Source organism: Streptomyces sp. H27-C3 (genome assembly GCF_030063415.1).
In the GTDB taxonomy this organism is placed as follows: domain Bacteria; phylum Actinomycetota; class Actinomycetes; order Streptomycetales; family Streptomycetaceae; genus Streptomyces.
Map to the genome: position 1 here is coordinate 31,095 of NZ_JASITA010000047.1, position 22,525 is coordinate 53,619.

The following is a 22,525-nucleotide window of genomic DNA, read 5'->3' on the forward strand; positions in this document are numbered from 1 at the left end:
GGAGTACCTGTCAGGCTGCGACGACGGGTACTGCGGGCAATGTCACACTTTTGTCTGCTGCAACCGAAATGGGGGCAGTGGCGTGTTTAGTGTGGGCAGTCACCAGGCCTGACGCAGAGCAGAACTGAACGGGGATTTTCGAGCACGTTCCGGTCCCGGAAGTGCAGAGACCGACCGAAAAATGTTCGAGGCGAGGCACAGTTATGGACGCTCCGACCACCACGTCGGCCGACAACGGCACTTCCGGTGAGAGCGGGGGCGGCTGGTTCGCGCCGCGCAGGCAGCCGACCGCGGGTACCCCGCGGCCCGCCCCGGACCCCGACCCCGGCGACCACCGGGACGGGGAGCAGTCGGCCCGGGAGCAGAACCAGGACCGGATACCCGGCCCCAGCCGTCCTGTGACGCCGATACGTCCCGTGGGCTCCGGGGCTTCCCGTGCGCGACCCGCCTCGGTCACCACCCCGGCGCCGACCGAAATGGCGCGCACCCGGCAGGCGTCCGGCGCCGACACGGAGGCCCCGGCGGCCCACCCCCGGGAGAGCTACCCGGCCCCGGCGGCTTCGGAGTCGGCCGGTGTCCCCCTCCCTGCCGCGGTACCCGCCCAGGCGGCAGCCCGGGCTCCGGAGCCCGCCCAGGAGCACCCGGGACCCGTCCCGCCCCCGGAGCCTGCCCAGGAGCAGCCCGTCCCGAACCCGCCCACGGGCCCCACCGCGGCAGCCACCTCCCCGGACTCCACCCCAGCGGACTCAACCCCAGCGGCAGCCACCTCCCCGGCCCCCACCCCCGCGGCCCCTACCACCCCCGTGTCCCCCGACGCGGCCCGCATCCGGCGGACCATGGCGGAGATCGGGCCGGTCGCGGACAAGGTCACCTCGTACTTCTATGCTCTGCTCTTCGTCCGCCACCCGGACCTGCGTGAGCTTTTCCCCGCCGCCATGGACACCCAGCGCGACCGCCTCCTCAAGGCGTTGCTGACCGCCGCCGAACACATCGACAACAGCGCGGTGCTCACTGAATACCTCCGCAACCTCGGTCGCGGCCACCGCAAGTACGGCACGCAGTCCGCCCACTACCCGGCCGTCGGCGAGGCCCTTCTCGGTGCGCTGAGCCGCTACGCGACCACCACCTGGGACAGCGAGACCGAAGCCGCCTGGATCCGGACGTACACCGCGATCTCCCAGATCATGATCGACGCGGCAGCGGAGAACGAGCTCAAGGCGCCGCCCTGGTGGCAGGCCGAGGTCATCTCGCACGATCTGCGCACCCCCGACATAGCCGTGATCACACTCCGCCCCGACCAGCCCTACCCCTTCCTCGCCGGTCAGTACACGAGTCTGGAAACGCCCTGGTGGCCGCGGATTTGGCGGCACTACTCCTTCGCCGCCGCCCCCCGCTCCGACGGGCTGCTCTCCTTCCACGTCAAGGCGGTCCCGGCCGGCTGGGTCTCCAACGCCCTGGTCCAGCACGCCCGTCCCGGCGACGTCCTGCGCCTCGGCGCCCCGGCCGGCTCGATGGTGGTCGACCACTCCACCGACAACGGCATGCTCTGCCTGGGGGGCGGCACCGGCATCGCGCCGATCAAGGCGCTCGTGGAGGATGTCGCCGAGCACGGCGAGCGGCGCCCCGTCGAGGTGTTCTACGGCGCGCGTACCGGACACGACCTGTACGACATCGACACGATGCTGCGGCTCCAGCAGTCGCACTCCTGGCTCTCGGTCCGCCCGGTGGTCGACGACCGGGCGCAGTTCCCCGACGCGGTGCGCGAGTTCGGCCCGTGGACGTCCTACGACGCGTATCTCTCGGGGCCGCCCGGCATGATCCGCAGCGGCGTCGACGCGCTGCGCGGCCTGGGCATCCCCTTCGACCGCATTCGCCACGACTCGGTGGAAGAGCTGGTCGCGGCGGGCGACTGAGTCCGGGCGGGGCCCCTGCTCGGGGGCTTGGTCCTGGCTATCCCAGGTCGGGGGCGTGCATCGCCCGTACGCCCTCGATATTGCCGTCCAGGAAGTGCCGCAACGACAGCGGCACGAGGTGCACCGCGGCGATCCCGACCCGGCTGAAGGGCACTCGTACGGTCTCGTACTCCCCGCACGGGTCGTCGATCTCCGGCCCGTGCCGACGTGAGGGGTCCATCGACTCCAGTCGGCAGACGAAGAAGTGCTGCACCTTCACGCCGGTCACACCGCCGTGCGCGATGTGCTCGATGGTGTCGACGAAGCAGGGGACCACGTCGGTGATCTTTGCGCCCAGTTCCTCGTCGAGCTCCCGGTGCAGGGCGTCGACGACAGTGGCGTCTTCCGGCTCGACCCCGCCGCCCGGCGTGAGCCAGTACGGGTCGACACCGGGTTTGGTGCGTTTGATGAGGATGAGGTCGTCGGCGTCGAGCAGGATGGCGCGTGCGGTGCGCTTGACCACGGGCCGTTCGGTCATGGCAGTTAATTGGCCCGTGCGGCCCGTTCTGAAACTCCCGTCCCCTTCCCGGCTGCGCCCTGCCGGGTGGCGCCGGTGTCTCAGCACCAGTCGGTGGCGGCCCGCAGCAGCCATTCGTGCGCCCGCGCGATGTGGGTCAGGGTGAGTGTGCCGGTGCGCGCGGCCATGAAATAGGTGCGCAGCGGCGGCATCGGTGGGTCGAAGAGAGCCACCACCTCGCCGCGTTCCAGCGCCTCCTCGCACAGATAGCGCGGCAGCACGGACAGTCCCGCGCCCGCGGCCGTGGCGTGCAGCACCGCCCGCAGGTCGGGCGCTACGACGGTGGCGGCGGCAGCGGGCCGGGCGTCGAAGACGGTGCTCCAGTAGGGCGTGACGAACGGCATCGACTCGTGCACCTCCACCACCGGTATCTGATCCAGCACGTCGGGCCCCTTGTGGCGCAGCAGCCCCGGCGCGATCCGGCCGGCCCAGCGCGGAGCGGCGACCAGGACATGCTCCTCGTCGCACAGCGGGGTCGCGGTGAGCAGCCTGCCGCGTGGCCAGTCCGTGGAGATGGCCAGTTCGTGGTGGCCCGCGGCGAGCCCCTCCAGGGTCTCCTGTGCGTTCCCGAAGGCGATGCGCAGCACCAGGCCCCGCGCGATCAGCGGCGAGAGCGAGGGCAGCACGCGCAGGGAGGTGAACTCCGGTGGCCCGGCGAGGTGCAGGGTCCGTACCCCCGACTCCTCGTGCAGTCCGGCCTCGGTGATCTCGACGAGCGCGTCCAGATGCGGCGCCGCGCGGTGCGCCAGCTCGTCGCCGATGGTCGTGGGGGTCACGCCGCGGGCCTGGCGCAGGAACAGGGGGCGGCCCAACTGCCGCTCCAAGGTGCGTATCTGGCTCGTCACGGCGGGCTGGGACAGCCCGAGGAGCGCGGCGGCACGGGTGAATGAACCGGCCCGGTGCACCGTGACGAATGTGCGCAGCAGGGCCAGATCCATGGTGTGCCCTTCCGTCCGACAGGCTCCCCGCCCGGGCACAACTATAAATATGTCGATAGGTCTCTGTCGCTACCGTGATTGGACACTGACGCAGAGTCAACTAGCCTTGTGCGCGCGGTTCTTCGCGCATAGAACCGGGACGGTCCGAGCCAAGAGGGGGGAGGCTCGGACCGTCCGTTGTACGTAGCGGGCGCAGTGCGCAGCGGGTGGGGCACGCAGAGGGCGCGGTACGCGATCAGTGCGCCCCGGAGCCGGGGCCCGGGGGCGCCGCCTCGTCGAGCGAGCGCAGTACGTCGGCCACCAGGTCCTCGGGGTCCTCGGCGCCGACGGAGAAGCGGATGAAGCCCTCGGGCACCGCGTCGCCGCCCCACCGTCCGCGCCGCTCCGCGGTGGAGCGCACGCTCCCGAAGCTCGTGGCGTCGTCGGCCAGCCGCAGCGCGTCCAGGAAGCGCTCCGCGTACCCCCGGTCGGGCAGCGTGAAGGAGACCACGCAGCCGAAGCGCCGCATCTGGCGCGAGGCGATGGCGTGCGAAGGGTCCCCCGGCAGCCCGGGATGGCGCAGGTCGCTCACCGCGCGGTGCCCGCGCAGCGCCTCGGCCAGCGTCAGCGCGGTCGCGCCCTGCCGGTCGGCGCGCAGCTGGAGGGTGGCCAGCGAACGGTGCGCCAGCCAGGCCTCCATCGGCCCGGGGATCGCCCCGACGACCTTGCGCCAGCGCCGTACCCGAGCCGCCAGCTCCGGGTCACGGCAGGTCACGTAGCCGAGCAGGACGTCGCCGTGGCCGGTGAGCCCCTTGGTGCCGCTGGCCACGGAGAAGTCCGCACCGAGCTCAAGGGGCCGCTGGCCCAGGGGGGTGGCGAGGGTGTTGTCGACGGCGACCAGCGCGCCCGCAGTATGCGCCGCGTCCGCGAGCCGGCGGATGTCGCACACGTCGAGCCCGGGGTTGGACGGCGTCTCGATCCACAGCAGCCGCGCCCCTTCGAGCTCGCCGAGCTGTGCGTCGCCCGCGGTCGGGGCGGTACGCACCACCACGTCGTACGCCGCCAGCTGCTCGCGCACCAGCGCCAGCGCCTGGTAGCCGTCGTCGGGCAGGACCACCGTGTCGCCGGAGCGCGCGTGCGAGAGGAGGACGGCCGAGACCGCGGCCATGCCGGAGGCGAAGACGACGGTCTCCACGCCCTCCCCGCCCGGCGCCTCCAGCTCGCCGATGGCGCGCTCCAGATGCGTCCAGGTCGGATTGTCGTCACGGCCGTAGGTGTACGGGCCGGTCGCTTCCCCGGGCAGGTGGAAGTGCGCGGCGAACACCGGCCCCGGGAGGGTCGGCTCGTACGCGACAGGGGCGGGCAGCCCGGCGCGTACCGCCCGGGTGCCGTCTCCTATGCCCATGCCCGTCAGTCCTTGTCGGGCATGACGACGTTGAGCGCCCAGGAGACGACGCTGATGATCAGACCGCCGAGCACGGCGGTCCAGAAGCCCTCCACATGGAAGGCGAGGTCGAACTTGTCGGCCAGCCAGGAGGTCAGCAGCAGCATCAGAGCGTTGATCACCAGCGTGATCAGGCCGAGGGTGAGGATGAACAGCGGCAGCGTCAGCAGCTTCACGACCGGCTTGACGAGGAAGTTCACCAGGCCGAAGATCAGCGCCACGATGACCAGGGTGAGGGTCTTCTTGCCCGTGCTGTCGCCGGTCAGCGTGATATCCGCGAGCAGCCAGATGGCCACGGCCAGGGCCGCCGCGTTGGCGATCGTCTTGACTAGGAAATTCATCATGTGTCTGATCGTGGCAGACATGATCGGCGCTGGACACCGGCGCACGGCGGCCGAGGGACGGACGGACGATGAAGGCATTCCGACTTGATGAGCTCGAGGCGGAGCGTGCGGCCAATGACGGCGCGTATCTGCAGTTCCTGCGGGAGAGGAACATGTCGGTCGGCCTGTACGCGCTGGACGCGGGCGACACCGACCCGCAGCAGCCCCATGGGCAGGACGAGGTGTACTTCGTGGTGAGCGGCCGGGCCTCCATCACGGTCGGGATGGAGACGACGCTGGTGGGGCGGGGGAGCGTCGTGTACGTCCCGGCTTCCGTGCCGCACAAATTCCATCACATCACCGAGGATCTCCGGGTGATGGTGGTCTTCTCTCCGCCCGAGAGCTGACCCGGAGCCTCCGGATTCCCTAGGGGGACGGTCAGGGGTCTGCAAGGGCTCGGAGGCCCCCGCTCGCCCCCGGTGCGCGCCTAGCATCGGGACCAGGAAGTGCGGCTCGGGGCGACTGCCCCGGACAACTGAGTCGGAAGAGGCAGGACGATGACTGTGCGGGAGATATTCGCGGGAATGCCGTGGTGGGTGAAGTGGGTCGCGCTGCCGGTCCTCGCCCTGGTCGTGTTCGGCGGCGCGATTCTGAGCGCGATCAGTGTGCTGATCTGGCTGCTCTTCAAGATTCTGATCTTCGTCGCCCTGGTCGGCGGTCTGATCTACGTCGTGCGGAAGTTCAAGAGGCCGTCATCGTCGTCGTCGGACAGTGGCTGGTAGCGGGACAGTGGTTGCCGGCCGCGCCGTGGCGTCGGCCGGACGGTGCTGGGCGGCCCGTCCGTGCCCCACACGGCCGTTAGCCCACTTGAGGGACCCGGGCCCGGGAAACCGCGTGCGTGCCCGGATTCGGCCGTTACAGTGACGAACCTCTGCTGCCTCCTGGGACCCATGGCCCGGCAACCCCGCTGACCAGCGGTACGTACCTCTCCGGTCGGCACCAGGTTCGCGGCGGGCTCGCGGGGGCGGCCCCCGCAGGGCGGGCACGTTGCCCGTCAGCACGCCTGGGGGTGCCTGTGGCCACGGCTCAAACCGCCGCTGTACCAACCCTGATCGGCTCGGTGCAGCGAGCCCTTCGGCTCCTCGAAGCCGTGGGTGCCCATCGGGACGGGGCCCCCGCGAAACAGCTCGCCCGCGAGGCGGGCCTCCCCCTCCCCACCGCCTACCACCTGCTGCGCACGCTGGTGCACGAGGGCTATCTGCGGCGCGAGAGCGGTGTGTTCGTGCTCGGTGAGGCAGCCGGACGGCTGGCGCGGGGCAGTGTGCAGCAGCGCCGCCACGGCATGATCACGCAGTCGCTGGAGCACTGGCGGGACACGATCGGCGTCCCCGTCTACTTCGCCGTCTATCGCGACGGTGAGATCGATCTGGTCGCGGTCGCCCAGAGCCCCTCGCTCCCCGCCGTCGAGGAGTGGGCAGACTTCCGCGAGACCGGGCACGCGCACGCGCTGGGCCAGTGCCTGCTCAGCCAGCTCGACGAAGCCGCCCGCCGGGACCACCTGGACCGCCACCCGGTCCGGCCGCTCACCCCGTACTCCGTGAACGACCGGGACGCCCTGCTGGCGCGGCTGGCCGCGACGGAGCGGATGCGGCCGGTGGTGGAGCGTCAGGAGTACGCGCTCGGTGCCCTCTGCGCGGCTATTCCGATCACAGTGGGTGACACTGCTGCCGCTTTGGCTGTTTCCGTACCGGCAAGTCAAGAAGATCAGTTGCTACCTGCGATTGAGCAACTCCGCACTGCGGTAGGGGTGTTGCTCAACTCGCTCGCATTCTCTATCAGTATCTGAAAAATCACTCCTTGTGATCCGCTAGCGCTTCCAGCACGATTGCGTCAATAGGGCCAGGAGGGATCATTCCTGGCCAGTTTCACAAAGTGCGGGGTGAGTGATGCGCGAGTCGGTTCAGGCAGAGGTCATGATGAGCTTCCTTGTCTCCGAGGAGCTCTCCTTCCGGATCCCGGTGGAGCTCCAGTACGCGGCCAGAGATCCCTACGCGATCAGAATGACGTTCCACCTCCCCGGCGACGCCCCCGTCAGCTGGACCTTCGGCCGTGAGCTGCTTCTGGACGGCCTCAGTGAGGCGTGTGGCGAAGGCGATGTGCACATTGAGCCGAGCGACCTCGGGGACCTCCTGGACGTTCACCTCCGGCTCCGGGTCGGCGACGACTGCGCGCTGTTCCGGGCGAGCGCGGCGCCGCTCGTGGCCTTCCTCGACCGCACGGACAAGCTCGTACCGCTGGGGCAGGAGCGCACCCTCGGGGACTTCGAGGGGAACCTGGAGGCGGCGCTCGGCCGGATCCTCGCCGAGGAGACCGCGGGCTGACGCGGCGGAGTCACCGGCCGAGTGCCCGCAGGCCGAGCCCCCGTCGGCCGGACGTCGACGGTCGCGCGCCGTGGGGTCAGGGCTTGCGGCGTTTGCCCCGGCCGCCCCTGCTGCTCGATCCGCGCGCGGGAGACTCGGCGGGTGTCTGCGGGGAGCCTGCCGGTCCGGAAGGGGCCGCCGCTCCGGCGGCAGGGGTGCCCGACCGGTCGGCCGACACGACCAGCGCCGCGAGCGCGGTGGTCACCGGCACCGAAGCGACCAGACCGATCGAGCCGACCAGGGTCCGTACGATCTCCTCCGCCACCAGCTCGCTGTTCGCGACCGTACCGACACTGCTCTGGGCGATCGAGAACAGCAGCAACAGGGGCAGCGCCGCACCCGCGTAGGCCAGCACCAGCGTATTGACCACGGACGCGATGTGGTCGCGGCCGATGCGGATGCCCGCCCGGTAGAGGGCGCGGGGGCCCATCTTCGGGTCCGCCTGGTGGAGCTCCCAGACGGCCGACGTCTGAGTGACCGTCACATCGTCGAGCACGCCGAGCGAGCCGATGATGACGCCGGCGAGCAGCAGACCGCTCATGTCGATGTCCGGGTAGAGGCCGTGGATCAGCCCGGTGTTGTCGTCCGTGTTGCCGCTCAGGAACGCCCAGCCGATGAAGAGCGAGCCGAGCAGCCCGATCAGCAGCAGTGAGATGAGCGTGCCGATCACGGCTACGGACGTACGGGCCGTCAGGCCGTGGCAGGCGTAGAGCGCGATCAGCATGATGGCGCTCGCCCCGACGACCGCGACGACCAGCGGATTCGAGCCCTGAAGGATCGCGGGCAGGATGAACAGGGTCAGGATCGCGAAGGACACCGCGAGCGCGATCAGCGCCATCAGGCCCTTCATCCGGCCGACCACGATCACCGCGAGCGCGAAGATCCCGGCCAGCAGGGCCATCGGGACCTTGCGGTTCACATCGGTCACCGAGTACTGGAGGTCGCGGGGCGCGTCGGGCGCGTAGGCCACCACCACGCCCTGGCCGTCGTTCAACTGCCGCGGCGCGTCCGGCTGGACGATTTCCGTGAAGGTCCTGCCCTTGTCCTTGCCGGAGGTGACCTCTACGGTCGCCTTCTTGCAGCTGCCCGTCTCGGCCTGCTGCGCCTCGCGGCCCTCGGGCGTGGAGGTGTCGCCGGTCGGCGGGACCTGGGCGGCGTTCACGTCCTTGCAGTCGACGCGCTGTACGGCGGTCACCTTGCCCTGCACCGTCTGCCGGTCGAAGCCGACACCGGTGCGCTCATGGGCCGGCGCACCGCCGGGCCAGAGCATGACGAGGCCGACGACGACCGCCGCCGCGAAGGGGATCAGTACCGCCGCGATCACCTTGCGCAGGTGTTTGGAGACCGGTGCGGCGGGCCCATGGCTGTGGGTGTGGCCGTGCTGTTCTGGAGTCGGCTGTGGGTGCGTCACCGACCGATCATCGCAAGAACGGCGGGGGCCCACTGTTCAGCGCGCCAGAGATGACGCTAGCGTGGGGGCACCTTTGCACACGCGGGAGCTCGGAGCACCGGGCTGAGAGGACGCTGACCTCCGTACGGAATATCTGGCTCATGCCGGAACGCCGGACACGGAAGCCGCTGCGTCGACCGCCGAACCTGTTACCGGGTAATGCCGGCGTAGGGAGTAGGTCTCATGACCATTCAGGATGCACGCACGCCTGCCGCCGATCAGGCGGAGCGCAAGCCGGGCTGGCACAAGGGATACGTCGAGGGCTCGCGCCCCGACCTCCGGGTGCCGGTCCGACAGGTGCACCTCACCAACGGGAAGGACGTGACGCTGTACGACACGTCCGGCCCGTACACCGACCCCACCATCGAGACGGACGTCCGCCGCGGGCTCGCGCCGCTGCGGGAAAACTGGATCATCGGTCGCGGCGACACCGAGGAGTACACGGGCCGCCCGCTCCGTCCGGAGGACGACGGGATCAAGCACACCTCGCCGCGCGGCGGACTGCGCAACCTCGACGCGGTGTTCCCCGGCCGGCCGCGGCTGCCCCGCAGAGGCCGTGACGGGCAGGCGGTGACGCAGCTCGCGTACGCCCGCCGCGGCGACGTCACCCCGGAGATGGAGTACATCGCCATCCGGGAGAACGTTTCTCCCGAGGTCGTGCGCGAGGAGATCGCCGCGGGCCGGGCCGTCATGCCGATGAACGTGAACCACCCCGAGATCGAGCCGATGATCATCGGCAAGCGGTTCCTGGTGAAGGTCAACGCCAACATCGGGAACTCCGCGGTCACCTCCTCCATCGAGGAGGAGGTCGACAAGATGACCTGGGCCACCAAGTGGGGCGCGGACACGGTCATGGACCTGTCGACCGGCCGCAACATCCACGCCACCCGCGAGTGGGTGCTGCGCAACTCCCCCGTCCCGATCGGCACTGTCCCGCTCTACCAGGCGTTGGAGAAGGTGGACGGCAAGGCCGAGGAGCTGACCTGGGAGGTCTACAAGGACACCATCATCGAGCAGGCCGAGCAGGGCGTCGACTACATGACGGTCCATGCCGGTGTGCGCCTGCGCTATGTGCCGATGACCGCCAACCGCAAGACCGGCATCGTCTCGCGCGGCGGCTCGATCATGGCGGCCTGGTGTCTCGCGCACCACAAGGAGTCGTTCCTCTACGAGAACTTCGAGGAGCTGTGCGACATCCTCGCGGCGTACGACGTGACGTACTCGCTCGGCGACGGTCTGCGGCCCGGCTCGATCGCGGACGCCAACGACGAGGCGCAGTTCGCCGAGCTGACGACCCTCGGTGAGCTCAACACGATCGCCAAGCGGCACAACGTGCAGACGATGATCGAGGGCCCCGGGCACGTCCCGATGCACAAGATCAAGGAGAACATCGACCTGCAGCAGGAGATCTGCGAGGAGGCGCCGTTCTACACGCTCGGCCCGCTCACCACGGATGTGGCCCCGGCGTACGACCACATCACCTCCGGCATCGGCGCGGCGATGATCGCCTGGTGGGGGACGGCGATGCTCTGCTACGTCACGCCCAAGGAGCACCTGGGCCTGCCCAACCGGGACGACGTGAAGACCGGCGTCATCACGTACAAGATCGCCGCGCATGCGGCGGACCTGGCCAAGGGGCACCCCGGGGCGCAGGACTGGGACGACGCGCTGTCGGACGCGCGGTTCGAGTTCCGCTGGGAGGACCAGTTCAACCTGGCCCTCGACCCGGACACGGCGCGGGAGTTCCACGACGAGACGCTCCCCGCCGAGGGGGCGAAGACCGCGCACTTCTGTTCCATGTGCGGTCCGAAGTTCTGCTCGATGAAGATCAGTCATGATATCCGGCGCGACCACGGTGGTACGCAGGAGGAGGTCGAGGCGGGCATGGCGGAGAAGTCGGCGGAGTTCGCGGCGGCCGGCAACCGGGTGTATCTCCCGATTGCCGACTGATGATCCGAGGTTGACGATCGTCGGCTGCTGATCGACGGCTCGGTTCCCTAGACGGTTTCGGCCTGGATCACTTACTCCGGTTTGTGGTCCGGGCCGCCGTAGTCGGGACTGGAGAAGTCGGGGCTGGAGAAGCTCGGGCGCGGTCCGGGCACGGTGTCGCCGTCCGGGCCGGGGCTGCTGAAGTCCGGCCGCGAGTAACCGAGGTTGGGGATACGGCCCGCGGACCGCTGCGGTGTCGGGGCGCTCTGCCCCGCCTCCGGGTCGACCAGGGCGTCCCGGAGGAACGGCACGACACCGCGTTCGCGCAGGGCGTCCCGCCAGGCCTCCCTTGCCTGGCCGACCTCTCTGGCCAGCTCACCTCCCGGGCCGTCGGTGAACGCGGACGAGCCGTTGCGCAGGGCCGTCAGCAGCAGCCCGACGGCGGCGACGAGAATGCCCGCCGCGGTGATCGCCCCGAAGAGCCAGCCCGCCGTCAGCAGCGTCTCGGCGAAGGCCGGCTCGGGGGTGAGCATCTTCAGCAGATACCCGACGAGCAGGAAGATCGCGGCGGCCGTTCCCGCCAGTACCGGTGTCAGGACGGCGACGACGGCGACGGCGCCCGCGCCGGCCGCCTCGGGCTCGCCCATGGCGAGGACGGAGCTGCTGCCGCGGTCCGCGCTGCGGGGCGTGCGCAGTTCCTCGCGGGCCTTCACGTAGTGGTCGTATTCGGCAGCCGCGGCGGCGCTGATGATCGCGCTGGCGTTCAGAGCCATGGTGCGCAGCTGTTCGGTGTTGAGGCGCTGTCCGACGGCGGCGAGGTCCGGGTGGTTGTGCGCGTTGTGCAGTGCTTCATCGAGGACGCGCTCATACTCCGGGCGGTCCTCGGCCAGCAGGTGCGGAGCGCTGTTCATGTGCATCCCCCGATGCTCCGTAGGGCCGGCTTGCCCGCTTCGAACGGGCGATTGGGCGGAAACGGAGGAGAGCCTGCTACGGATAAGCCGATGGTAGAGCGCCTACGGCACGGGGTGACAGGGGGTTTCCAGAAATAGGCCCGGCGGTGAACACACTCTGTATCGTGCTGCGCCTTCCCGGTTGAGCGCTCGTCATGCGTCAATCCCGCAAGGGAAGTTGCACCACGAGCAGCTTTCCGGCCATGGTGACGCCGCCGTCCATGGCGATGGCGAGCCCGTCGGCGTACACATGGGGGCCCTCCACGAGCGGGCCCGAACCGCCGTCGCCGTCCTCGGAACTCTCGTTGCCGACCTGGCCCAGCAGATACGGGATGGGGCTGTGACCGTGGACGATGCGCTCGCCGCCGTACGCTTCCAGCAGATCGCGCACCGCTTGTGAGCCGCCCTCGTCGCGGAAGGCGAAGCGCTTGGTCAGCTTGCGGAAGACATCCCAGCACTCGTCGGCGTCGTTGCGGGTGAGGATGGCGTGAATCGTGTCGTTCACGTCCTCGATGGTGGAGCCGTAATCGAGGTAGGCCGTGGTGTCGGAGTGCGTCAGAAGATGCGAGTCCTCCAGCGCGACCGCGTCGAGGCGGGACATCCACTGCAGATGTACGTCCTGGAGGCGATCCATGTCGGACTTCTGGCCGCCGTTGAGAAGCCAGGCGGCCTGGAAGGTGGCGGTGCCCGCCCCGGAGTTGACGGGGGTGTCGCCGAAGCGCCTGGCGCCGATGATGAGCAGCTCGTGGTTGCCCATGAGGGCCTTGCAGTAGCCACCGGCCGCCGCGGCCTGCGCCGAGAGCCGCATCACCAGGTCGATGACGCCGATGCCGTCGGGTCCGCGGTCGGTGAAGTCGCCGAGGAACCAGAGGCGGGCGTCGCCGGCCGCCCACTGGCCCTCCGCGTCGATGAGTCCCTGCTCGGCCAGCGCGGCGGTCAGCTGGTCCAGATAACCGTGTACGTCGCCCACGACGAAGAGTGGGCCGAGGCCCTCGCCGTTCGCGGCCGGGGGCTCGGTCTGCACCGTCACCTGAACGGTGTCTCCCGGACCGCCGCGGCCGATCACCGGGAGGTCGCGCCGGGTGGGCGTGTACCCCTCCGGCTCCTCGTCGATCCCGTAGGCGCCCGCCTGCCCGGGAATGGGGGCCTGCGCGTACGGCGGTACGCGGAAGTCCCGCAATGTAGCCGTCCGCACCGCGGGTCCCTGACCGGCCCCCTGAGTCATCGACCCCTCCACCACCGTCGCGCCGCCTACACCTCTCGATCCCACCTGGTCTCGGGTGGTCCGCAGTGTCGTGCGCCCATCATAGGAATGACGCTCGTGCTGTGTGACGCACCAGGGGTGGTGAATCCGGCTGCACCTGTGGTTCGCCGGTTATTTCGTCCGAATTGAGTAGGTCGGTCCCCGTCGGTCGTCGGACTCGGCCCTCGGACTTGTTCCTCGGGCTCGGCCTCCGGACCCGTCCCTCGGTCTCAGTCCCCGGCCGGTGAACGGGGTGCGCTCACCGTCGTGCGGTGCGGCCTGCGCTGTGAGGACGTACGGACGATGAGTTCCGTGGGTATGACCTGCTCGACGGGACGGTCGGTGTTGAGGCCCTCGATCGCGTCGATGAGGAGCTGGACCACCGCGGTGCCGATCCTGCGTGGTTTCAGCGAGAGCGTGGTGATGGGCGGTTCGGTGGCGGCGTACACGGTGGACTCGCTGCAGCAGACCAGCAGCAGGTCCTCGGGGACCCGCAGCCCGTAACGGCGGGCGGCGGCGAGTAGATCGGTGCCGTTGGGGTCGAAGAGCCCGTAGACGGCGTCCGGCCTGTCCGGGCGGGCCAGCAGCCGGTCGGCTGCGACGGCGCCCGCACAGGGGTCGTGGGCCGGATAGGACTCGTAGACGGGGTCCTGGCCGACCCGCTCGCACCAGCGCAGGTAAGCGGTGGTGGAGAGGCGGGTGTACGTGTCCGTGGTGTTCCCGGTGAGCAGCCCGATTCGGCGGGCACCGGCGTCGGCGAGGTGGTCGAGCAGGCCGAGGACGGCTGCCTCGTGGTCGTTGTCGACCCAGGCCGTCACGGGCAGGCTGCCGGCGGGGCGGCCGTCGGAGACGACGGGAACGCCCTGGCGTACGAGCTCGGTGACGACCGCGTCCTGGTCGGACGGGTCGATGACGACGGTCCCGTCGAGTGCGACGTTCGACCAGGCGTCGTGACGGGAGGTGGCGGGCAGGATGACCAGTGCGTAGCCGCGGGCGAGCGCGGCCGAGGTCGCGGCTCTGACCATTTCGGCGAAGTACGCGAACTCCGTGAAGGTGAAAGGTTCATCCCCGTACGTGGTCACGGTCAGGCCGATGAGGCCCGACTTGCCGGTACGGAGGGTTCGGGCCGCCGCGGACGGGCGATAGCCCAGCCGTTCGGCGACCTCGCGGACATGGCTGCGGGTGGCGTCCGGGAGCCGGCCCTTACCGTTGAGCGCGTCGGAGACGGTCGTGATCGAGACGCCTGCGGCTGCGGCGACGTCCCTGATGCCCGCGCGTCCTGGCCGGGTACTCCGCCGGGGTGGTTCCGTCCGGCTCACCTGATGCTTCCCTGCTGCTGTCATGGCGAGCCGATAGTAGGGCTCGGGCGGGCGGTTAGGGCGGACGCATATGCGCGCGTTGACAGGCACGTTTCTGCATGGTGATGATCCGTCAATGACCTTGGAATTCAAGGGGCTTATGCGGTCTGGACAGGTGGTGACGCCTATGGACCGACGTCGGCCCGCCAAGTGTCCTATGTCTCGAAGAGGTCTCAACTCACCTTCACGAGGGATGCGCGCCACGGCGCGGGCCACCGGAGTGCGCCAGGGCGGCGCGCGCCCCCTGTTCCTTCGGCCCTCCTCCGGTTCTTCTCTCCGCCGCCCATTCGCAGCGGCGGCCAATCCTCATAGGGTGAGCAGCATTGGCGGTAGTACGGTCGAGGAGGACCCAGAGTGAGCGAGACGAGCCCCAAGCTGCGCACGGCGCTGGACGGCGTTCCCACCTACAAGCCGGGGCGGAGTGCGGCGGCGGCCGGGGAGCCGGTGGCGTACAAGCTGTCCTCCAACGAGAACCCGTATCCGCCGCTGCCCAGCGTGCTGGCGAGCACGGTCGCGGCCGCCGGTCATTTCAACCGTTACCCGGACATGGCCTGCACCGGTCTGATGAACGAGCTCGCCGACCGGTTCGCGGTGCCCGTGACGCACCTGGCCACCGGCACCGGGTCGGTCGGCGTCGCGCAGTCGCTGCTCCAGGCGACCTCGGGGCCCGGCGACGAGGTGATCTACGCCTGGCGCTCCTTCGAGGCCTACCCGATCATTACGCAGATCAGTGGTGCCACCGCCGTGCAGGTACCGCTCACGGCCGGTGATGTGCACGACCTGGACGCTATGGCCGACGCGATCACCGACAGGACCCGGCTGATCTTCGTCTGCAACCCGAACAACCCGACCGGCACGGCGGTACGCAGGGCCGAGCTGGAGCGCTTCTTGGACCGGGTGCCCGCCGATGTGCTGGTGGTGCTGGACGAGGCGTACCGGGAGTTCGTCCGGGACGCCGATGTCCCGGATGGCATCGAGCTCTACCGCGACCGGCCGAACGTGGCGGTGCTGCGTACCTTCTCCAAGGCGTACGGCCTGGCCGGTCTGCGGGTCGGTTTCGCCGTCGCGCACGAGCCGGTGGCGGCCGCGCTGCGCAAGACCGCGGTGCCCTTCGGTGTCAGCCAGCTGGCACAGGACGCGGCGGTCGCCTCGCTGCGGGCGGAGGACGAGCTGCTCGGCCGGGTCGGTGCGCTGATCGGGGAGCGGACGCGGGTGTACGACGGCCTGGTCGAGCAGGGCTGGACGGTGCCCGAGACGCAGGCGAACTTCGTCTGGCTGCGGCTGGGCGAGCGCACGACGGACTTCGCGGCGGCCTGCGAGAAGGCCGGCGTCGTGGTGCGGCCCTTCGCGGGCGAGGGGCTGCGGATCACCATTGGTGAGACCGAGGCCAACGATGTCTTCCTGCATGCGGCGGAGGCGTTCCGCGAGGAGCTGTAACGACCTCGGGGCAATAGGGCGTGGATCGGCGAGTGGCGTCATGCGGCTTCGCGTCCTAGGCGGAGGAGGGAGGCGACGCGGAGCGTCGTCGACCGACGACAACGCCGGAGGCGGAGTCGCGGGGCGTCGGGAGCCCGCGCACTATTGCCCCGAGGTCGTAAGCGCGGCGGAGCGGCCCGGCGCCGTCACTGCCTGCGCTTTTCTGTGCCCCTGCCCGCCGTACCGGCGCGCGGGGGCACAGTCGTACCCCCGTGTCGCACCCCCGGGCTTACGTGCCGAAAAGGCGTGCGCAATAATGGCTCGTGAATGTGAACACGTTCACAAGCGTGTCTTGTTCCTTCCATGATCGATGGGATTGAAGGAACAAACTGCCGATGTGACCCACGGCGATGTGAAGGAGAAGACGACGTGGACCTAGCTCTGGCGCCGGAGACCTTGGCGCGATGGCAGTTCGGTATTACCACCGTCTACCACTTCCTCTTCGTGCCCCTGACGATCTCGCTCGCCGCGCTCACCGCCGGCCTGCAGACCGCCTGGGTCCGCACGGAGAACGAGAAGTACCTCAGGGCCACCAAGTTCTGGGGCAAGCTCTTCCTGATCAACATCGCGATGGGCGTCGTCACCGGCATCGTGCAGGAATTCCAGTTCGGCATGAACTGGTCCGACTACTCGCGCTTCGTGGGTGACGTCTTCGGCGCCCCACTCGCCTTCGAGGCCCTGATCGCGTTCTTCTTCGAGTCCACCTTCATCGGGCTGTGGATCTTCGGCTGGGACAAGCTGCCGAAGAGGATCCACCTCGCCTGCATCTGGATGGTCTCGATCGGCACGGTCCTGTCCGCGTACTTCATCCTGGCGGCCAACTCCTGGATGCAGCACCCGGTCGGCTACCGGATCAACGAGGAACGTGGCCGGGCCGAACTCACCGACTTCTGGGCGGTGCTCAGCCAGAACACCGCGCTCACCCAGTTCTTCCACACCATGACGGCGGCCTTCCTGGTCGGCGGCGCGTTCATGGTCGGCATCTCCGCCTTCCATCTGGCGCGCAAGAGGCACATCCCGGTGATGCGGACCTCGCTGCGGCTCGGCCTGATCACTGTGGTGATCGCCGGCCTGCTCACCGCCGTCAGCGGCGACCTGCTCGGCAAGGTCATGTTCAAGCAGCAGCCGATGAAGATGGCCGCGGCCGAGGCGCTGTGGGACGGCGAGGCGCCGGCGCCCTTCTCGATCTTCGCGTACGGGGATGTCGAGGCCGGCCACAACACGGTCGCCATCCAGATCCCCGGAATACTGTCCTTCCTCGCCCACGACGACTTCAGCTCGTACGTGCCCGGCATCAACGACGTCAACAAGTCCGAGCAGGAGAGGTTCGGCCCTGGCGACTACCGGCCCAACATCCCCGTCGCCTACTGGGGCTTCCGCTGGATGATCGGCTTCGGCATGGCGTCCTTCGGCCTCGGACTGCTCGGGCTGTGGCTGACCCGCAAGAAGTTCCTGCTGCCACCGGCGCTGCGGACCGGTGAGGACGAAGCACCGAATCTGGTGCTCTTCCGGAACAAGGCACTCGGCGAGAGATTCACCAAGTGGTACTGGCTGTTGGCGCTCTGGACGATGGGCTTCCCGCTGATCGCCAGCTCCTGGGGCTGGATCTTCACCGAGATGGGACGCCAGCCCTGGGTCGTCTACGGCGTCCTGCGCACCCGTGACGCCGTCTCCCCCGGCGTCTCACAGGGCGAGGTCGTCACCTCGATGATCGTCTTCACCTCGCTCTACGCGGTGCTCGCCGTGATCGAGGTCAGGCTGCTCCTGAAGTACGTCAAGGCCGGACCGCCGGAACTCACGGAGGACGACCTCAACCCGCCCACCAAGATCGGCGGCGACGACCAAAACGCCGACCGGCCTATGGCCTTCTCGTACTGAGGAGCTGAGGTATGGAACTCCACGACGTCTGGTTCGTACTCATCGCCGTTCTGTGGATCGGCTACTTCTTCCTGGAGGGGTTCGACTTCGGGATCGGTGTCCTGACGAAGCTGCTCGCCCGCGACCGCAAGGAGCGGCGAGTCCTCATCAACACCATCGGGCCCGTCTGGGACGGCAACGAGGTGTGGCTGCTGAGCGCGGGCGGTGCGACCTTCGCCGCCTTCCCCGAGTGGTACGCCACGCTCTTCTCGGGCTTCTATCTGCCGCTGCTGCTCATCCTGTTCTGCCTCATCGTCCGAGGCGTCGCCTTCGAGTACCGGGCGAAGCGCACCGAGGACCGCTGGCAGACCAACTGGGAGCACGCGATCTTCTGGACCTCGCTGCTGCCCGCTTTCCTGTGGGGTGTCGCCTTCGGCAACATCGTGCGCGGCGTGAAGATCGACGCGGACATGGAGTACGTCGGTACCCTCGGGGACCTGCTCAACCCGTACTCCCTCCTGGGCGGGCTCGTCACACTGAGCCTCTTCACCTTCCACGGTGCGGTGTTCGCCGGGCTCAAGACTCTCGGCGACATCCGGCAGCGGGCGCGCGGGCTGGCGCTCAAGCTCGGGGTCGTCACCGCGGTACTGGCCCTCGTCTTCCTGATCTGGACGCAGAAGGACAACGGTGACGGCGCGAGCCTCGTCGCGATGATCGTGGCGGTGTTTTCGCTGGTCGCGGCCATCGCATTCACCGCGGCTGGACGCGAGGGGTGGGCATTCGGCCTGTCCGGCGTGACCATCGTGGCCGCGGTGGCGATGCTCTTCCTGACACTTTTCCCGAACGTCATGCCGTCCTCGCTGAACGACGCGTGGAACCTCACTGTCACCAACGCCTCGTCCACGCCCTACACCCTGAAGATCATGACCTGGTGCGCCGGGATCGCCACGCCGGTGGTGCTGCTGTACCAGGGCTGGACGTACTGGGTGTTCCGTAAGCGCATCGGCACCCAGCACATCGCCGATGCCCACTAGTGGGGGATGTTTCACGTGAAACCGATCGACCCGCGTCTGCTCCGGTACGCCCGAGCCACCCGCTTCTTCCTGGGAGCGGTGGTGGTGCTCGGGCTGGCCGGGGCGGGCCTGGTCGTCGCCCAGGCGATGCTCATCGCCGAAGTGGTGGTGGGCTCCTTCCAGCGGGGTCTTGACGGCGCTGAATTGCGCACACCGCTGCTTCTGCTGGCCGCGGTCGCGCTGGGGCGGGGACTGGTGGCCTGGCTGACGGAGCTCGCCGCACACCGGGCGAGCGCGGCGGTCAAGTCGGAGCTGCGGGGACGGCTGCTGGAGCGGGCCGTCGGTCTGGGGCCGGGGTGGCTGACCGGACAGCGGGTCGGTTCGCTGGTCGCCCTCGCGACACGAGGTGTCGACGCGCTGGACGACTACTTCTCGCGGTATCTGCCGCAGCTCGGGCTCGCGGTGGTCGTCCCGGTGGCGGTGCTCGCCCGGATCGTCACCGAGGACTGGGTCTCGGCCGCGGTCATCGTGGTGACCCTGCCGCTGATCCCCATCTTCATGATCCTCATCGGGTGGGCGACCCAGGCGCGGATGGACCGTCAGTGGCGGCTGCTGTCCCGGCTGTCCGGGCATTTCCTGGACGTGGTCGCGGGGCTGCCGACGCTCAAGGTCTTCGGGCGGGCGAAGGCGCAGGCCGAGTCGATCCGCACGATCACCGACGAGTACCGGCAGGCCACTCTGCGGACATTGCGGATCGCGTTCCTGTCGTCGTTCGCACTGGAACTGCTGGCAACTCTTTCGGTGGCGCTGGTGGCGGTCGGCATCGGCATGCGGCTCGTCCACGGTGACCTGGACCTGTACACGGGCCTGGTCATTCTGGTGCTCGCGCCCGAGGCGTATCTGCCGCTGCGGCAGGTCGGGGCGCAGTACCACGCGGCGGCCGAGGGGCTGTCCGCCGCGGCAGAGATCTTCGACGTGCTGGAGACCGAGCCGCGGACGGACGGCACGGCAGACGTTCCGGCCGGTGCGCTGCGGGTGGAAGGTGTGACGGTCCGGCACCCGGGACGCAGTGAGGCCTCGCTCGACTCGGCCTCACTGGTCGTCGGTGAGGGCGAGACGGTCGCGGTCGTCGGGCCGAGCGGAGTCGGCAAGACCACGCTGCTCAATGTGCTGCTGGGTTTCGCGCCGGCGGACGAGGGACGGGTCCTCGTCGGGGACACGGACCTGGCCGACGTGTCGATGGAGCGGTGGCGGGAGCGGATCGCCTGGGTGCCGCAGCGCCCGTATCTCTTCGCGGGAACAGTCGCGGAGAACGTACGGCTCGCGCGGCCGGACGCGGACGAGGCGGCCGTGATCGCCGCACTGCGGGACGCGGGGGCGTACGACTTCGTGGCCGCCCTCCCCCAGGGGGTGCGGACGCGCCTCGGTGAGGACGGCGCGGGGATCTCGGCGGGGCAGCGGCAACGACTCGCCCTGGCAAGGGCGTTCCTGGCCGACCGGCCGCTGCTGTTGCTCGACGAGCCGACGGCGAACCTCGACGGCGAGACGGAGGCGGGCATCGTCGACGCCGTCCGGCGACTCGCGGCAGGACGCACGGTGGTGCTGGTCGTCCACCGTCCGGCGCTGCTGGTGGTGGCCGACCGGGTGGTCGAGCTGTCCCGCCCGGTCCCGGACAGCGGCGCCGCTGTGCCCCTTCAGGGGCGGCCGTGGCAGCCGCTGGACGGTACAGCGCGCGGGGCGGCCGGGGGGGCCGTGGCGCTCGTCGGTGAGCCCCCGAAGGGGATCGTCGGCGTCGGCGTACTGGCCAGGGTCCGGGGGGCCGCCGGTGCCCTGCGCGGCCGGCTGGCCCTGGCGCTCCTGCTGGGGAGCCTCGCGCTGGGCTCGGCCGTGGGACTCATGGCCGTCTCCGGCTGGCTGATCTCGCGGGCATCCGAACAGCCGCCCGTGCTCTATCTGATGGTCGCGGTCACGGCGACCAGGGCCTTCGGCATCGGGCGGGCCGTGTTCCGCTACGCCGAGCGGATCGTGTCGCACGACGCGGTACTGCGGATGCTCGCCGAGCTGAGGGCGGCGGTCTACGGCAGGCTGGAGCGGATCGCCCCGGCCGGACTGCGCGAGACCCGGCGCGGCGATCTGCTGTCCCGGCTCGTCGCCGACGTCGACGTGCTGCAGGACTACTGGCTGCGCTGGCTGCTGCCCGCCGGGGCGGCCGTGACGGTGGGTGCGGGGGCCGTCGGGTTCACCGCGTGGCTGCTGCCCGAGGCGGGTGCCGTGCTGGCCGTCGGGCTGATCGTCGCCGGGGTCGGAGTGCCGCTGGTGAGCGGGGCCTGCGCCCGGCGGGCCGAGCGGCAGCTGGCTCCCGCGCGCGGAACGCTGGCCACCCGCATCGCCGACCTACTCGGCGGCACGGCCGAGGTGACCGTCGCCGGGGCGCTGAAGCGCCGTATCGGTGAGGTGAAGGAGGCCGACGGGGTGCTCACACGGATCGCCTCGCGCGCCGCGGCGGCCACCGCGCTCGGCGGGGGGCTCTCGGCGCTGGTGTGCGGGCTCACGGTGGTGTGCGCCGCGTTCGTCGGAGTGCAGGGCGTGCACGACGGGCGGCTGTCGGGGGTGTCCCTGGCCGTGGTGGTACTGACCCCGCTGGCCGCGTTCGAGGCGGTCACCGGGCTGCCGCTCGCCGTGCAGTACCGGCAGCGCGTCAAGCGCGGCGCGGAGCGGGTGTACGAGGTGCTGGACACGCCGGTGCCGGTGCATGAGCCCGCCGTTCCCGCTCGCGGGCCCGTTACGCCGTTCCCGCTGGAGGTGCGGGGCCTGAGCGCCAGGTACGCCGGGCAGGAGCGGGACGCGCTGACGGACTTCGACCTGACGCTGGAGGCGGGCAGCCGGATCGCCGTGGTCGGCCTCTCCGGATCCGGGAAGACGACACTCGCGCAGGTGCTGCTGCGGTTCCTGGACGCGGGGGCGGGTACCTACACGCTCGGCGGTAAGGACACCGCGGAGCTGGCGGGGGACGACGTACGGCGGCTGGTCGGACTGTGCGCGCAGGACGCGCACCTCTTCGACAGCTCCGTACGGGAGAACCTCAGGCTGGCCCGTACGGATGCCACCGAGGGCGAGCTGCGGCAGGCGCTGCGCGCGGCCCGGCTGCTGACCTGGGTCGACGCACTGCCCGACGGGCTCGGCACGCTCGTCGGGGAACACGGCGCCCGGCTGTCCGGCGGCCAGCGCCAGCGCCTCGCACTGGCCCGCGCCCTCCTCGCGGACTTTCCCGTCCTGGTGCTCGACGAGCCGGCCGAGCATCTGGACCTGGCGACGGCGGACGCGCTGACGGCGGACCTGCTGAGGGCGACCGAGGGGCGTACGACGCTGCTCATCACACACCGATTGCAGGGCCTCTCCGCAGTGGACGAGGTGATCGTGCTGGACGAGGGGCGGGTCGTACAGCGGGGCGGGTACGCGGAGCTGGCGGAGGCCGATGGGCCGCTGAGGCGGATGCTGGCACGCGAGCGGGAGACCGGACCGGTCAGCACCTGGCAGCCCGTACCGCGCTAAGGGCTCGCAGAGATTCAACATGCGTGTTTGATGTTGTCCGGGGGTTCGGTGCCGTAGGCATCGAGGTAGGCGGCCACGTCTGCGGGGGTGGTGAATCGTGCTGTGGAGCGAGGGACGGTGCATT

At 69.9% G+C, this 22,525-nt stretch carries 18 protein-coding genes; 10 read left to right on the plus strand and 8 right to left on the minus strand.

Annotated features, from left to right (window positions below; translation table 11 throughout):
• Positions 1–203: 203 nt before the first annotated feature.
• Positions 204–1,913, plus strand: coding sequence for a globin domain-containing protein (locus QMK30_RS32820; RefSeq protein WP_283521977.1), 1,710 nt, complete (start codon positions 204–206; stop codon positions 1,911–1,913).
• A gap of 37 nt (positions 1,914–1,950) precedes the next feature.
• On the opposite strand, the gene QMK30_RS32825 is transcribed toward QMK30_RS32820, so the two are convergent.
• From QMK30_RS32825 to QMK30_RS32840, 4 genes are all read right to left on the minus strand, one after another.
• Positions 1,951–2,430 (minus strand): NUDIX domain-containing protein, encoded by a 480-nt coding sequence (locus QMK30_RS32825; protein WP_283521978.1) that lies wholly within the window; start codon positions 2,428–2,430, stop codon positions 1,951–1,953.
• Between the two features lie 80 nt (positions 2,431–2,510).
• The gene (locus tag QMK30_RS32830) at positions 2,511–3,407 is read right to left on the minus strand and encodes a LysR family transcriptional regulator (protein WP_283521979.1); all 897 of its coding nucleotides are present in this window, start codon (positions 3,405–3,407) and stop codon (positions 2,511–2,513) included.
• Between the two features lie 235 nt (positions 3,408–3,642).
• Positions 3,643–4,791, minus strand: a complete 1,149-nt coding sequence (locus QMK30_RS32835; protein ID WP_283521980.1) for a cystathionine gamma-lyase — start codon at positions 4,789–4,791, stop codon at positions 3,643–3,645.
• A gap of 5 nt (positions 4,792–4,796) precedes the next feature.
• Positions 4,797–5,174, minus strand: a complete 378-nt coding sequence (locus tag QMK30_RS32840; RefSeq protein WP_283521981.1) for a phage holin family protein — start codon at positions 5,172–5,174, stop codon at positions 4,797–4,799.
• A 68-nt stretch (positions 5,175–5,242) separates the two neighbouring features.
• On the opposite strand from QMK30_RS32840, the gene QMK30_RS32845 reads away from it, so the two are divergent.
• The 4 genes from QMK30_RS32845 (at position 5,243) to QMK30_RS32860 (ending at position 7,534) form a co-directional block, all read left to right on the plus strand.
• Positions 5,243–5,560, plus strand: a complete 318-nt coding sequence (locus tag QMK30_RS32845; RefSeq protein ID WP_283521982.1) for a cupin domain-containing protein — start codon at positions 5,243–5,245, stop codon at positions 5,558–5,560.
• 156 nt (positions 5,561–5,716) lie between these two features.
• Positions 5,717–5,935, plus strand: coding sequence for a DUF5326 family protein (locus QMK30_RS32850; RefSeq protein WP_283521995.1), 219 nt, complete (start codon positions 5,717–5,719; stop codon positions 5,933–5,935).
• 293 nt (positions 5,936–6,228) lie between these two features.
• Complete coding sequence (locus tag QMK30_RS32855) at positions 6,229–6,999, plus strand: IclR family transcriptional regulator (protein WP_283521983.1); 771 nt, start codon at positions 6,229–6,231, stop codon at positions 6,997–6,999.
• Positions 7,000–7,099: 100 nt separating this feature from the next.
• Complete coding sequence (locus tag QMK30_RS32860; RefSeq protein ID WP_283521984.1) at positions 7,100–7,534, plus strand: SsgA family sporulation/cell division regulator; 435 nt, start codon at positions 7,100–7,102, stop codon at positions 7,532–7,534.
• A 76-nt stretch (positions 7,535–7,610) separates the two neighbouring features.
• Here the strand turns inward: QMK30_RS32860 and QMK30_RS32865 are convergent, their stop codons facing one another.
• Positions 7,611–8,984, minus strand: a complete 1,374-nt coding sequence (locus QMK30_RS32865) for a YibE/F family protein (RefSeq protein ID WP_283521985.1) — start codon at positions 8,982–8,984, stop codon at positions 7,611–7,613.
• Positions 8,985–9,206: 222 nt separating this feature from the next.
• Here QMK30_RS32865 and thiC point away from each other — a divergent pair, with 222 nt between their 5' ends.
• On the plus strand, positions 9,207–10,973 hold the full coding sequence (gene thiC / locus QMK30_RS32870; protein WP_283521986.1) for a phosphomethylpyrimidine synthase ThiC: 1,767 nt from the start codon (positions 9,207–9,209) through the stop codon (positions 10,971–10,973).
• 71 nt (positions 10,974–11,044) lie between these two features.
• On the opposite strand, the gene QMK30_RS32875 is transcribed toward thiC, so the two are convergent.
• The 3 genes from QMK30_RS32875 to QMK30_RS32885 form a co-directional block, all read right to left on the minus strand.
• Complete coding sequence (locus QMK30_RS32875) at positions 11,045–11,869, minus strand: hypothetical protein (RefSeq protein ID WP_283521987.1); 825 nt, start codon at positions 11,867–11,869, stop codon at positions 11,045–11,047.
• Between the two features lie 193 nt (positions 11,870–12,062).
• On the minus strand, positions 12,063–13,127 hold the full coding sequence (locus tag QMK30_RS32880) for a metallophosphoesterase (RefSeq protein ID WP_283521988.1): 1,065 nt from the start codon (positions 13,125–13,127) through the stop codon (positions 12,063–12,065).
• Between the two features lie 248 nt (positions 13,128–13,375).
• Positions 13,376–14,488, minus strand: a complete 1,113-nt coding sequence (locus QMK30_RS32885) for a LacI family DNA-binding transcriptional regulator (RefSeq protein ID WP_283521989.1) — start codon at positions 14,486–14,488, stop codon at positions 13,376–13,378.
• Positions 14,489–14,857: 369 nt separating this feature from the next.
• Between QMK30_RS32885 and hisC the strand changes: the two genes are divergently transcribed.
• The 4 genes from hisC (at position 14,858) to cydD (ending at position 22,401) form a co-directional block, all read left to right on the plus strand.
• Positions 14,858–15,940 carry a histidinol-phosphate transaminase gene (hisC, locus tag QMK30_RS32890; RefSeq protein WP_283521990.1) on the plus strand — a complete coding sequence of 361 codons (1,083 nt, stop codon included), beginning with the start codon at positions 14,858–14,860 and terminating at the stop codon, positions 15,938–15,940.
• A gap of 408 nt (positions 15,941–16,348) precedes the next feature.
• A complete protein-coding gene (locus QMK30_RS32895) occupies positions 16,349–17,857 on the plus strand; it encodes a cytochrome ubiquinol oxidase subunit I (RefSeq protein ID WP_283521991.1) in 1,509 nt (502 codons plus the stop codon).
• An 11-nt stretch (positions 17,858–17,868) separates the two neighbouring features.
• On the plus strand, positions 17,869–18,870 hold the full coding sequence (gene cydB, locus QMK30_RS32900) for a cytochrome d ubiquinol oxidase subunit II (protein ID WP_283521992.1): 1,002 nt from the start codon (positions 17,869–17,871) through the stop codon (positions 18,868–18,870).
• 15 nt (positions 18,871–18,885) lie between these two features.
• Complete coding sequence (gene cydD / locus QMK30_RS32905) at positions 18,886–22,401, plus strand: thiol reductant ABC exporter subunit CydD (RefSeq protein ID WP_283521993.1); 3,516 nt, start codon at positions 18,886–18,888, stop codon at positions 22,399–22,401.
• The last annotated feature ends 124 nt before the right edge of the window (positions 22,402–22,525 follow it).

Excerpts from the sequence above, each read along its gene's own strand:
- QMK30_RS32880 (WP_283521988.1), bottom strand. The coding sequence starts at position 13,127 with ATGACTCAGGGGGCCGGTCAGGGACCCGCGGTGCGGACGGCTACATTG.
- QMK30_RS32825 (WP_283521978.1), bottom strand. The coding sequence starts at position 2,430 with ATGACCGAACGGCCCGTGGTCAAGCGCACCGCACGCGCCATCCTGCTC.
- QMK30_RS32860 (WP_283521984.1), top strand. The coding sequence starts at position 7,100 with ATGCGCGAGTCGGTTCAGGCAGAGGTCATGATGAGCTTCCTTGTCTCC.
- QMK30_RS32830 (WP_283521979.1), bottom strand. The coding sequence starts at position 3,407 with ATGGATCTGGCCCTGCTGCGCACATTCGTCACGGTGCACCGGGCCGGT.
- QMK30_RS32845 (WP_283521982.1), top strand. The coding sequence starts at position 5,243 with ATGAAGGCATTCCGACTTGATGAGCTCGAGGCGGAGCGTGCGGCCAAT.
- QMK30_RS32820 (WP_283521977.1), top strand. The coding sequence starts at position 204 with ATGGACGCTCCGACCACCACGTCGGCCGACAACGGCACTTCCGGTGAG.
- QMK30_RS32835 (WP_283521980.1), bottom strand. The coding sequence starts at position 4,791 with ATGGGCATAGGAGACGGCACCCGGGCGGTACGCGCCGGGCTGCCCGCC.
- QMK30_RS32840 (WP_283521981.1), bottom strand. The coding sequence starts at position 5,174 with ATGATGAATTTCCTAGTCAAGACGATCGCCAACGCGGCGGCCCTGGCC.
- QMK30_RS32875 (WP_283521987.1), bottom strand. The coding sequence starts at position 11,869 with ATGCACATGAACAGCGCTCCGCACCTGCTGGCCGAGGACCGCCCGGAG.
- thiC (WP_283521986.1), top strand. The coding sequence starts at position 9,207 with ATGACCATTCAGGATGCACGCACGCCTGCCGCCGATCAGGCGGAGCGC.
- QMK30_RS32885 (WP_283521989.1), bottom strand. The coding sequence starts at position 14,488 with ATGACAGCAGCAGGGAAGCATCAGGTGAGCCGGACGGAACCACCCCGG.
- cydB (WP_283521992.1), top strand. The coding sequence starts at position 17,869 with ATGGAACTCCACGACGTCTGGTTCGTACTCATCGCCGTTCTGTGGATC.